At 41.8% G+C, this 12,854-nt stretch carries 10 protein-coding genes; all 10 read right to left on the bottom strand.

The window, feature by feature from the left end; translation table 11 throughout:
- Nucleotides 1-39: 39 nt before the first annotated feature.
- Complete coding sequence (locus F9Y84_RS04405) at nt 40-2,271, bottom strand: polysaccharide biosynthesis tyrosine autokinase (protein WP_147390214.1); 2,232 nt, start codon at nt 2,269-2,271, stop codon at nt 40-42.
- Nucleotides 2,272-2,285: 14 nt separating this feature from the next.
- On the bottom strand, nt 2,286-2,720 hold the full coding sequence (locus F9Y84_RS04400; RefSeq protein ID WP_125254061.1) for a low molecular weight protein-tyrosine-phosphatase: 435 nt from the start codon (nt 2,718-2,720) through the stop codon (nt 2,286-2,288).
- 11 nt (nt 2,721-2,731) lie between these two features.
- Nucleotides 2,732-3,847 carry a polysaccharide export protein gene (locus F9Y84_RS04395; protein ID WP_147390215.1) on the bottom strand — a complete coding sequence of 372 codons (1,116 nt, stop codon included), beginning with the start codon at nt 3,845-3,847 and terminating at the stop codon, nt 2,732-2,734.
- Nucleotides 3,848-6,142: 2,295 nt separating this feature from the next.
- Nucleotides 6,143-6,622: a transcription/translation regulatory transformer protein RfaH gene (gene rfaH / locus F9Y84_RS04390; protein ID WP_147389394.1), complete on the bottom strand. Its 480-nt coding sequence runs from the start codon at nt 6,620-6,622 to the stop codon at nt 6,143-6,145.
- A gap of 75 nt (nt 6,623-6,697) precedes the next feature.
- Nucleotides 6,698-7,864: a nucleotide sugar dehydrogenase gene (locus F9Y84_RS04385; RefSeq protein ID WP_147389395.1), complete on the bottom strand. Its 1,167-nt coding sequence runs from the start codon at nt 7,862-7,864 to the stop codon at nt 6,698-6,700.
- A gap of 9 nt (nt 7,865-7,873) precedes the next feature.
- The gene (locus F9Y84_RS04380) at nt 7,874-8,959 is read right to left on the bottom strand and encodes a glycosyltransferase family 4 protein (protein ID WP_147389396.1); all 1,086 of its coding nucleotides are present in this window, start codon (nt 8,957-8,959) and stop codon (nt 7,874-7,876) included.
- A 1-nt stretch (nt 8,960) separates the two neighbouring features.
- Nucleotides 8,961-9,839 (bottom strand): glycosyltransferase family 2 protein, encoded by an 879-nt coding sequence (locus F9Y84_RS04375; protein ID WP_147389397.1) that lies wholly within the window; start codon nt 9,837-9,839, stop codon nt 8,961-8,963.
- On the bottom strand, nt 9,836-11,110 hold the full coding sequence (locus tag F9Y84_RS04370) for an O-antigen ligase family protein (protein ID WP_147389398.1): 1,275 nt from the start codon (nt 11,108-11,110) through the stop codon (nt 9,836-9,838). Before F9Y84_RS04370 ends, F9Y84_RS04375 begins: the two co-directional genes overlap by 4 nt.
- Nucleotides 11,110-11,658 (bottom strand): DapH/DapD/GlmU-related protein, encoded by a 549-nt coding sequence (locus tag F9Y84_RS21975; RefSeq protein ID WP_244297236.1) that lies wholly within the window; start codon nt 11,656-11,658, stop codon nt 11,110-11,112. Before F9Y84_RS21975 ends, F9Y84_RS04370 begins: the two co-directional genes overlap by 1 nt.
- Nucleotides 11,648-12,850 (bottom strand): glycosyltransferase family 4 protein, encoded by a 1,203-nt coding sequence (locus F9Y84_RS04360; protein ID WP_147389399.1) that lies wholly within the window; start codon nt 12,848-12,850, stop codon nt 11,648-11,650. The genes F9Y84_RS21975 and F9Y84_RS04360 overlap by 11 nt, the downstream gene beginning before the upstream one ends.
- Nucleotides 12,851-12,854: the final 4 nt, after the last annotated feature.

Below are 12,854 nucleotides of genomic sequence, written 5' to 3'. Positions count from 1 at the left end.
TTTTAAGCTGCGGGCTTCGAGCCTGCAGCCAATCATAATTTATTTATCGCTCTTATATTCGTAGTTATAGTAGCCATAGTACCCATAGGCATTCATTGACTTACGAACCACACCATTAAATACAACGCCTTTTACATCAATACCATTTTGTTCAAAACGATTTCGTGTAATTTCAAGTTCTTTTATGTGGTTTTGGCCAAACCGTGTCACCAATAAAGTAGTACCAGCATGAGCACCAACTATTGCAGGATCAGTTACTGCTAAAATAGGAGGGGTATCCACAATGACTAAGTCATACATTTTGCTCACTTCACTTATTAATTTGCTGAAGTTTTGATGCATTAAAAGCTCTGAAGGGTTAGGTGGTATTTGACCACGTGTCATTACATGCAAACCTTCAACCTGAGTCGGCTTAATCACTTGGGCTAAGTTTAGTCGACTAGACAAGTAATCACTTAATCCGTCATCCCACTTCATGCCAAACTGTGTTTGTAGGTAGCCTTTACGCATATCGGCATCAACCACCAATACACGCTTGCCGCTTTGCGCTAACACAGTTGCGAGGTTTACAGTGATAAATGACTTACCAACACCTGGACTTGGGCCGGAGATGGCTATTACATTATTTTTAGCCTCTAGCATCGCAAAATGTAAGCTAGTACGCAGGCTTCGCAGCGCTTCAACAGAGAGGTCCGCTGGGTTATCAATCGCTAAAATAGATTTTGCTTTTGCGATTTTACCTTTACGCGCCTTGGCAAAACCAGTCAGCTTTACTTGGTAGTCAGAAAATGGAACGCTTGCATACACAGGCATACCTAAGGCTTCTATTTCGCTTGGGTCTTCTATCCCTTTATGCATCGCTTTTTGAATCAAAACAATGGCAACAGCGAGCATACCACCTAGTAAAGTCGCTACAACCACAATGAGAGCTTTTTTCGGCTTTACTGGCTCCGTTGTATTTACTTCTGCGTAGTCAACAATACGAACATTACCAACCGTGCCTGCGCGCACTATATCTAGCTCTTGAGTCTTAGCAAGAAGCAAGGTGTAAATTTCATTGTTTACTTCAACATCACGTTTTAAGCGTAGTAGCTCTCTTTGCGTTTCAGGTAGCCCCTGTACCTCACCAGTAAGTTCATTGCGCTGGCGCTTTACCGTATCTATTTGCTCCACCACACCACGATATGAGGGGTGCTCACGTTTAAACTTACGACTAAGCTCTAAGCGCTTTAATTCAAGTTCTTGTAATTTAGTTTCAAGCGTAACGATTTGCTCGAGTACACCTTGAGTCTCTAAGCTAATGTCAATGGATTCTTGGCGGATTTGATAGTCGTTAAATGCCTTTTCAGCACGCTCTAGGCTACGCTTAACTTCTGGCAGCTGCACCTCTAAAAATTCAAGTGACTGCTGTGCCTCTGCGCTGTTTCGCTCAACATTACGGCGAACATAAATACTGGCAACTTTGTCTAAGACTTTTTCTGCATAATCAGGGCTTTTATCTTGAAGCGCTAGATTGATGATCCCAGAATCCTTCCCCTTTTCAGATGCAGAAATTTCTTCTTGTAGATCTAGTATCGTTTGTAGCCGGTTACGCTTTACTATGCTAAATTCGGTTTCAGGTCGCGCAATTAACGCTTTAATCACTAACTCAAATTCACCTAATTTTATTTCTTCCCCTACTTTGCCTGACAGTACTTTCTCTCCATCCTCATCGTAGAGTGAGAAGCTTTCTTGAGATTGTGCTTTTAGAGTGAACTCTAGCTCCTCAGCACTTTTAGGTACTCGGAATCGGTGGATTTCTACCTTTTCACCACCCCAAGCATAAGACTTAGCTCCAAAACTTGGTTCAGCAACTTCGCCCTCACTCAACGCTATAAAATTGCGAAATGCGCGATTGCCGAATAAAGGAAAGAGCTTAGGCTCAACAACTATATCCAACTGGAGTGTATCGACGGCTTCACCCACAACACTTCTCGATTTCAGTAACTCAATTTCAGTAACAGCCTCTGATGTGCTTTCAAACATACCAGACATGTCGTCAAAGCCTGGTACTGAGCCCCCCTTTTCCTCTACTTGTACCATTGCTGTTGCTTGGTAGATAGGTGTGCTGAATATGGCATATGCCACACCGAGTAGCATAAACAGTGCAGTTACGCCTGCAATGAACCATTTGGCATCGAGAAGTGCACCAAAAAGTGCCATTAAGTCAATTTCTTGGGATTCTTCTTGTTTCGGTTTTTGCGCAGAAATTAGATTTGGCTGAGCATTCATATACTCTTAATTCCTTATAAATACTGTTGCCAAGCACCACAGGCGCTGTCGATAAGCTGATATACGTGTTCAAATGCTTCTTTAGACTGGCGGTAGGGATCGGGAATTTCTTTGTCTCCTATCCACTTTCCGAGTAAAAACGTTTTGCCACGAGCTTGAGGGTAACGGCTGCATAGGTCATCAAGATGCCTATGCTCCATCACTAAGAGTAGACTATTTTGAGCAACTAGAGCGCTATTTAACTGGCGCCCTTGGTGCGGGCTCATGTCGATCCCCTGTGCTTTAGTCAGTTCTTGTGCCATCGCGTCAGCTGATTTACCTTCCAGCGCGGTTAAGCCTGCTGATGACACTTGAATATTTTTACCCGCTAATTTGCTTTTTAATACATATTCAGCGGTTGGGCTGCGGCAAATATTACCCGCACAAACCATTAACACACTATCAAACATGAGCTTTCACACTATTGGTTGTCAATATCTTGAATTGCGTCCACTGTTGAAAGTGACGGCAATAATAGGCTGATAACTTTGTTCCAGCGAGCAAGAGGCGCACTGGTTACGTAAACGATATCTTGTGGTTGTAATTCGAATTGCTCGGCAAGCACCAATGACGCTACATTTTTTGCATGCAGCTGGTATACATCTGCAAGCACACCATCTTTTTGGAAATCGCGCTTACGTAATACAAAAATACCATTTGCATCTGCGGTACGTTCGTTAAAACCACCGGCATCAGTCAACGCTTCAGCAAGGCTAAGGCCAAAGCGGTTTACATCGACTTTACCCGCTTTTATCACATCACCCAGCACATATACATTACGCTTGTCATTGCGGCTAATGTGTACAATATCGCCGTGCTTTAATAGGCGATTTTGCGAAATATCCCCCTGCGCGTAAAAGTCGTCTAATTGAATCGTTTCTGTCTTATCACCGCGAGTAAAGGTAACAGTTTCCCAATCAGCATCTTTTGTTAAACCGCCAGCTTGGTTAATAGCATCAATTAAAGTGACCGGAGTTTCTGTAATCGGATATACGCCAGGTTTGGTTACTTCACCAGTGACATACGCTTTTTGGCTTCTAAAACCTACCACTTTAACGTCGATTTGTGGCTCTTCAATAACTCGGCTTAGTCGCTTTGCAATATCAGCTCTTAGTTCACTCACTGTTCTTCCTGCGGCAGGAACTTTGGGTGCGTATGCAAAGTTGATAGTACCGTCAGCTTGAACTCGGAAGCCATCAAATTCTGCGGTTCTTTGAACTGCAGCCGGAATTGTTAGCTCAGGGTGATCCCATACACCAATGGTAATTACATCACCTACTCCGAGGCGATATTCGTAGTTTGAAACATCTACACCTGCCAGTGATGAGCGGTCTATCTCTTTGGCACGTTTGATTTTGTGTTCTTGTACCAACTGTGAGTCAATGATGTGAATGTTTACTTTTTCTAGATCGCGTTCAAGATTTGCAGTTTGCTCTCCTGAGCCTATTCCCTCAAAGTGACCACCAGGGATGAGTGTACAACCACTCATCGTCAACAGTACTGCCGAAGCAATAATCGTTTTACAGCGTAGCGCCATTGTATCTTCCCAAAAGTTTTATAATCTTTTCTTTTAATTGCTTTTATTGCCCTTTATTAAATAGTATTAAGACAATAAAAGTGTAGTCGGCTAATTAAAGCATGCACGTTAGTTAATCGCAAGCGAGTACTGGGTTTTACGTAATATCTCACTCTATTATGTGCTTTCTCATTATTTAATGACGATAAGCGTTATACCTGTGACTTGTTTATATTTGGCTTTGTTTTTTGATTACTTCAAATATCACAATAACTGTTAACGGCTGCGATGCTGTAAAAGATCGCGAGGTAAACTCGCTCCTACCGCTCTCAGTAACCAGCGTGCAGTTGGGTCGGCTCGTGTACTCCGCATTTACTGTTAAGAGCTGTGAGATAAAGCATCTTAACATTGTAAAAGATCGCGAGATAAACTCGCTCCTACCGCTCTCAGTAACCAGCGTGCAGTTGGAGCGGCTCGTGTACTACGCATTTACTGTTAAGTGCTGTGAGATAAAGCACCTTAACATTGTAAAAGATCGCGAGGTAAACTCGCTCCTACCGACCTCTGTAACTGCGTGCAGTTGGATCAGCTCGTGTATTCTGCAGTTACAGTTAAAAGCTGTGAGATAAAGCATTTCAACATGGTAAAGACGCGAGGTAAACTCGCTCCTACCGACCTCTGTAACAGCGTACTGTTGGTTCGGCTCGTGTATTCTGCAGTTACTGTTAAGAGCTGTGAGATAAAGCATCTCAACATTGTAAAAGATCGCGAGGTAAACTCGCTCCTACCGCTGTCAGTAACCAGCGTGCAGTTGGGTCGGCTCGTGTATTCTGCACTTACTGTTAAGTGCTGTGAGATAAAGCATCTCAACATGATAAAAGATCGCGAGGTAAACTCGCTCCTACCGACCTCTGTAACAGCGTACTGTTGGTTCGGCTCGTGTATTCTGCAGTTACTGTTAAGAGCTGTGAGATAAAGCATCTCAACATGGTAAAAGATCGCGAGGTAAACTCGCTCCTACCGACCTCTGTAACAGCGTGCAGTTGGATCGGCTCGTGTATTCTGCAGTTACTGTTAAGAGCTGTGAGATAAAGCATTTCAACATGGTAAAAGATCGCGAGATAAACTCGCTCATACCGCTGTCAGTAACCTGCGTGCAGTTGGGTCGGCTCGTGTATTCTGCAGTTACTGTTAAGAGCTGTGAGATAAAGCATCTTAACATTGTAAAAGATCGCGAGATAAACTCGCTCCTACCGCTCTCAGTAACCAGCGTGCAGTTGGAGCGGCTCGTGTACTACGCATTTACTGTTAAGTGCTGTGAGATAAAGCATTTCAACATGGTAAAGACGCGAGGTAAACTCGCTCCTACCGACCTCTGTAACAGCGTACTGTTGGTTCGGCTCGTGTATTCTGCAGTTACTGTTAAGAGCTGTGAGATAAAGCATCTCAACATGGTAAAAGATCGCGAGATAAACTCGCTCCTACCGTGCCAGTAACAAAGTGCTGTTGCATTTAAGATTTAGGCACGCTTCCGCCCTTAGGTTGCAGCTCCTAAATGCTGATTGGCTTTATGGCCATATCGTATCAAACCGTTTTACATCGGCTTTTTATCGCGAAGTAAACTCGCTCCTATTACTGACATAACAGTGTGCAGTGAGGTCTAACGTAATTGCGACCATACTGCAAAATGGCGTGAGATAAAGGCTCTCACATTAATAAAAGATCGCGAGATAAACTCGCACCTACCATGCCACTAACAAAGTGCTGTTGCATTTAAGATTTAGGCACGCTTCCGCCCTTAGGTTGCAGCTCCTAAATGCTGATTGGCTCAATGGCCATCTCGTATTAAACCGTTTTGCACCGACTTTTTTATCGCGAGGTAAACTCGCACCTACCGTGCCAGTAACAAAGTGCTTTTGCATCTGAGATTTAGGCACGCTTCCGCCCTTAGGTTGCAGCTCCTAAATGCTGAATGGCTCTATGGCCGCACGTATTGAACCGTTTTACATCGGCTTTTTATCGCGAGGTAAACTCGCTCCTACTCCTGCCATAACAGTGTACAGTGAGGTCTACCGTGATTGCGACCATACTACAAAATGGTGTGAGATAAAGGCTCTCACTAATAAAAGATCGCCAGGTAAACTCGCTCCTACTATCCGCACAATTTAGTAACGGTAGGTAAAGTCACACCTAATTTATAGGGAAAAATGGCTTAACATCACTGTTTTAGGGACTTCAAGCCATGACTATATTGTATCGCAGAAGTTAGATTACACCTTTCTTGCAACATATAAATAAGAATAAAGGATGAAGTTTCTATTGTACCTTTTTTATTGTGCAGTTATCTACAACAACTTTTGTATATTGGTTGAGTAGTTTAATCAGTAAAATACTGCGCATCTCACCGTCTGGTTGCTGATAAATTGCTTGCACATCCCGGTAACATCCCTCAGTTAGCTGTACGAGATCACCTTCTTTGAAATCACACTCTACAGGTGTTTCATTTTTATTCATGAGCTCCATAACTAATTCTTCAGGTACAATTTGAAGATCTGTACCGTATCGAATAAAGTCAGCAACGCCGCGGGTATGTTTTACCGCAGAAAAGTGTGAAGAATGTGGATCTAGCTTAACAAATAGATATCTAGGGAACAGCGGCTGCACAGCAGACCTTGCACTGGCGGTTTTACGCTTGGTGATAGTCGGGAAGCAAGAGACGATCCCCTGATTTTTTAGATTAGACTGTGCTCTAAATTCTTGTTTTGGTTTACAATAGAGTAAATACCAGCATTCCATGCGTTCAGTTCCCTAAATAAAAAAGCCTAACTAAGTAGGCCTTGTATTATACGTATATTTTCAACTCCGTAAAGCCTAGTCGCTGCCAAATAAGTCTCTTGTGTAGACTTTTTCGGTAACGTCTTGTAACTCACCAACCATTCGGTTAGAAATAATTACATCACAGCTACTTTTGAACTGTTCTAGGTTATTTATCACTCTAGAGTTAAAGAAAGTCTCCGCTTCTAGTACGGGCTCATAAACTATTACTTCCACGCCTTTAGCTTTAATGCGCTTCATTACCCCTTGAATTGAAGAAGCCCTAAAATTGTCTGATCCAGACTTCATTATTAGGCGATATATCCCCACAACTTGAGGTTTGCTCTTTAAAACAGACTCAGCGATAAAGTCCTTTCTTGTTGTGTTTGCATCAACAATCGCCTGAATAATGTTGTTCGGCACATCTTTATAGTTAGCAAGCAGTTGTTTAGTATCTTTTGGTAGACAATAACCACCATAACCAAAAGATGGGTTGTTATAGTGATCGCCAATTCTTGGATCTAAACAAACGCCTTCAATAATTTGTTTAGAGTTTAAACCGTGCGACTCTGCGTAGCTGTCTAATTCATTGAAATACGCTACACGCATTGCTAAATAAGTGTTAGAGAATAGCTTAATGGCCTCAGCTTCAGTTGAATCAGTGAACAAAACGTCGATATGCGCTTTTACGGCACCTTGTTGCAATAACCCTGCAAATACTTCTGCTCGCTTAGAGCGCTCTCCCACAATAATACGTGAAGGGTGCAAATTATCGTAGAGTGCTTTACCTTCTCTTAAAAACTCTGGAGAGAAGAGTATGGTATCCATACCAAACTGTTCACTCACCTTTTCTGTAAAGCCAACAGGTACAGTAGATTTTATAACTATAACGGCATCTGGATTGTAGCGCTTCACATCTGCTATCACAGATTCAACAGATTGAGTATTGAAATAATTGGTGTCAGGGTCATAGTCTGTTGGTGTCGCGACCACCACATAACTTGCCCCCTGATACGCGTGTGTTTTATCAGTTGTGGCTTTGAGGTCTAATTCCTTATTCACCAAATAATCACTGATCTCTTCATCTACAATGGGAGACTTTTTTTCGTTTATCAACGCAACTTTTTTTTCATCTATATCGAGTGCTACTACTTCATTGTGCTGTGCTAATAGTATCGAATTAGAAAGGCCCACATATCCGGTGCCTACCACTACAATTTTCATCGGTAATTCCTAAGTTGATAGTCGCTTTTTAAGCTCTTGTTCTAGCTGTTTAGCAACTTGCGTAGCATTATAGTGCTTTACAGACTCTCGAGTATGGGCACATAACATTGCAAAATCTTGCTTCTTCATCGTTAAAATATTTGTAATGCTTGCTGCGATAGCATTGGCATTTTTAACCTCAAAGAGTAGACCATTCTTGCCATCTAGCACCACCTCATTAACAGGGCTAATATTAGAGGCGAGTACTGGCGTGCCACAAGCTAGCGCTTCCACCGCAACTAAACCAAAACTTTCTCTATGTGTTGGGAAGATAAATGCGTCCATCTCACAGTATTTGTTGGCAAGCTCTTGTGGTTTTAACGCGCCAAAATAAGTAACGAGTGACGTTAATTCAAGTGCTTCAATTTGAGTATTTAGTGCATCCACCTGAGCCCCTGTACCAAACATCTTTAGCTTAAAGCCCTCTAATATCTCAGGTCGCGATCGTTTTAATATGGCCAATGCCTCTAATAGCTCTTGCCAGCCTTTACCCTCATCGACTCTTGACACATAGCCAAGTGTAAACCCTGACTTAGGGGCAACAGCTTCAGGTTTAAACAGCGAAAAATCCACACCGCCAGATGGCGAGACGATAATTTTGTCTTTGTCGTACCATGGGTGTAGTTCTAAAAGTGTCGCTTTAAAAAAAGAAGAAGGCACAATCACAGCAGCACTATATTTCAATACCAGCTTGGAGGTAGATCCCATTACCTTATGTATTGGTGTATCACCAACTAGGTCATCACCATGAATATTGACCACATATCTAGGTCTATTAACGAGCAAGAAAGGCAATAAGCAAAGCGTGGAGTAAGTAAGATAGTGAAAGTAGATATAATCATAATCTCGCTTAGCAATCGCTCTTATACCACGGCCAATAAAGCGCAGATAACAACGTAATTTATCCATACCCGAAGCACGATAATCAATCACGACTTTACTTACGATATCATTTCCTTGGCTTTTCAATTGTTCGTAGTTTTTACCAACAAAGCTGCCAAACGAAGGATCTTTTTCAGAAGGAAATAAATTGGCAATAAAACAGATTTTACTCACTCTAATCCCTTTTAAACAGCTCTAAGCGCTTTCTTGCCAACTTGGGAAACAAAGAGGCAAGCCAAGCTCTTAATAATTTTGTTGCAATTGCAGGGGTAAAAAACTTTATTACAGTGCCAAAGCTCACCCTTTGCCCTTTACTGTAGTGCACCAAAAAATTAAAGCACTTTTTGTTGGTGTTAGACATCAAATGCCCATAACGTTCATAAAACTGTTCAAAGCCAACAACTCGGTTATTTAAACTGTCTGTAATTCTTGGCTTATCATGCGCCGTATGCACTATATATGTCGGTGTACTAATACGAATAGCCGCACCATATTTTAAGATCATTCTGGTCCAAAGTTCCCAATCCTGAGATGACACCATAGACTCATCAAACAAACCAGCCTCAATTAAACGCGTTCGCTTTGCTAATACCTGATTAGATGCTTGATTGAAGTTGAGCTGAGTTTTGATATTAATTACCAAATCTGAATCTAATAACGCTCGCTGAATTTTGCCATAATCCCAAATATAACCACTACAAACAAAAGCATACCGTTCATCAAACGCATTGAGTAATGTTTCAACTCTCGACGGTAAAAACTCATCATCGTCGTCTAGTCCAGTGGCATACTCACCTTGTGCATGTTGAATGGCATAGTTTCTTGCAGAACATGCCCCTTGATTGGTTTCAAAACAATGATAACGAACTCGTTGATCATCAGTAGCTAATTGTTTTAGGTACTCTACGGTTCCATCCGTAGAACCATTATCAACTATAAACAGCTCTACATTTTTGTATGTTTGATTTTGTACCGACTTTACCGCCCGTTTCAGCAATGACAGTCGATTACAAGTTGGGATCCATACGGTAACTAGGGGTAAAGATGAACTCACGAGTTACTCCTTTTCTCATTATCAACCCATAATAATGAAACAAAACACCCAAATGATATCCCTAGCGTACCAGAAATCCAAACGTGGCCACTTAATTGTGCTAAAAATAGCAAAATAAATGTACCGACAACAACACTTGGACTGTAAACAGCCTCACATTTAACAAACTGTGAGGCTGCCTTAACGAACGTTAATATATAAAAGGCAAAGCAAATTAATAACCCAAAAAAGCCAAAATAGGCCAGCACGTCCACCGCATCAATTTCGGCGGCATATTTAATCGGAAGATACTCAGCAATACCAGCAGTTCCGACTCCAATGGCCTGTTGCCAAAACGCTAAGTAGTCAACATAGACCACCAACAAGTCTCGTGCATATTCATCTCGGCCGGATAACACTATGCCTAATATTCCCTTTTGACTGAGCACCCACATAAAGCGATCATACAAGCCTAACGCTTCAAGTAAGTCGGTAATAACCAGTGCAATAATAACAACACCTATTGTCATCGGAACCAGCGTGTAGAGCTTAAGCTTTGTCATCTGAAAAAAGCGCTCTCTTTCATTGGCCAACGGAATAACAAAAACCAGTAATGCCGCTGCAAGCATGGCTGTTTTGGTTGCTACCAGTAAACCACAAAGCACAGTAAACAACGAAAGTACAGGATACCAGCGACGATGGTTGTTCCAACAAATATGCAGCACAAAAGAAAACAGTACCACCATTGTTGCACCTAACTCATTTGCAGCATAAATATAGCCATTGGAACCTGCTGTTTCACCATCTCTGAGTTCATAACTAGAGCGGCCAAAACCAAGTGCACCGAGTAATAGGTTAAAGCATAATATTGCAAAGTTGGTAAGTAGGATCTTTTCTAACCACTTGGCAGTGAATGACTTCCAGCGTATTGATAACAGACCAAAGTATACAAAAATGGATATCGGCATAAGCATCTTGTATACATTTGAAAAATCATTAATGAACGCTCCACCATCTGCTTCATTGGCAAGCTGAAAAATAGGGCCAATAAGGAGTATTGCCAGCAAAGAGAGTAAAGCAACAAAATACCTGGCGTCCAGCAGTAACACGAGCACTAGAATCAACACCGTTAATGGTAGTTTATATAGTAACGACAACTTAAGGTTGACGCCAAGCTGGATCACCGTAAAGCCCGCAGCAATATCCGCAAGTAAGTAGACGCTCATCATCAGCAAGCACAACTTATGCGCAAGAGATGGGGCTTCATTACTGACAAAAAACTGCTTCAACATCAGAAATTACCGGGTTCTTTTTCGAACGTAGCTTTATATGTGCTCACATATTCTGCTGTGGTTTTTATCACTTTAGCAGGGTTGCCTGCTGCTACCATCCCCTCAGGAATATCTTTCGTTACAACACTGCCAGCACCAATAACACAGTTATTGCCAATGTTCACACCGGGTAAAATGATACTCCCCCAACCAATAAATACATTATCGCCTATTGTGATTGGCGACCGATACGAGCGTCTTGAACCTTTTTTATAACTTTCAGGATGAATAACAAGCTCTTTAATAAAAAGCGTTGGAGAAGCATCATGACCGAGTAACGTTGCCCCTGTAATAGTACAGTCTCTACCAATAAAAAAACGATCCCCCTTACTAGATGAGGATAGTTTGGTATCAATAATGATGGTATTTTCACCAATTTCAGCACCTTGAGCACGGTACTTATCCATAACCAGCGTATAACCTAACTTATCAACTTTCTCCTGCAACAGCGCTGACCTAATAAAGCGATTCGCAATTTTCAGTATGAGGTATTGTAATTTAGTCTTCACTTGCTAACTCCCTAGCCAGTTTATTCCAACTAAATTTTTGCTCTGCTAATGCTCTATTTTGCTGTTGTAGCTCGGCGTAATCACTATCCTCAAGCGCCATAAAGGTATTCATCCCTTCGGCAAATGACTCCGCAGAATGTGCGTCGAGTAGTATATTGTTAGTATCTGATAGGATCTCGCTTGTGGCTGTGATCACCTTGTCACTAGCACAAGCTCCAACTATCGGTAAACCGCAAGATAAGGCTTCTAGAATGGTTTGCCCAAGCGGCTCATAAGTTGATGACATAATAAAAAAGTCAGCGGCCTTATAATACTCCTCGGGGCAACTTTGACGTCCTAAAAACTTAACTTTGTCGTCCACATTAAGGCGGTTACATAAGGCGCGAAGCTCCTTCTCTTCAGCTCCCTCCCCCAATAACCACAGCGTTGCATCACCGTCTAGCAACTGTAATGCTTCAATTGCCGTATCAAAGCCTTTGGCTTTTACAAACCGGCCAATACATAAAAACACTTTACCATTATCAGCAACGCCTAATTGTTCTCTTAATTGGTGCTTTTCGCTTCGAGAAACCAGGCTAAAGCGTGATAAGCTTACCCCAGGTTTACACGTTCTAATGGCTTTATCCTTGTTAATTTTTCTGACTTGCTGCAACATATTTTCACTAAATACAAATAGCTTGTCAGAGCAAGAAAATGCCCAGCGCTGCATTAATTTATGCAAAGAAAAAGACAACGAACCTTTCACTTTTCCTAGAATAGTACTTTGCTGTCGTAAACTAGCCTTGGTTTCATTTTCCACCACACCTGGCACTAAATATACAAGGTTTTGATACCCCAACGCCTTTAGGTACACTACATTGAAATGAAAACGACAAACTGCAAGCACAGGGTCATGTTTTTTTAGTACGGTTTTATAAAGTGAAATAGCATTGCGAATATGCTTTATCCCTCGTCCAATTCCTTGATCACGACCAGTTTTATAACGATAAATAGTTACGCCATCTTCAACTTCGACGTCCGGCAGTGACTTGTTCTCAGGATTTAAATCGCTGGCAACGATAATAACCTCATATCCTAATTGGATATATTCTTGAGAAAGATGGTAAAGCGAGTTTTCAATCCCACCTATATTTGGCTTATATTGGTTGCTTGTCAGCAGTACACACGGTTTTCTGGATGAGGTAATTGTCATAACC

Origin of the sequence: Pseudoalteromonas peptidolytica (assembly GCF_012641745.1) — a bacterium.
Taxonomy (GTDB): Bacteria; Pseudomonadota; Gammaproteobacteria; order Enterobacterales; family Alteromonadaceae; genus Pseudoalteromonas; species Pseudoalteromonas peptidolytica.
The sequence above is the reverse complement of the archived record's forward strand: the minus strand, read 5'-3'. Positions and strand labels throughout refer to the sequence as shown.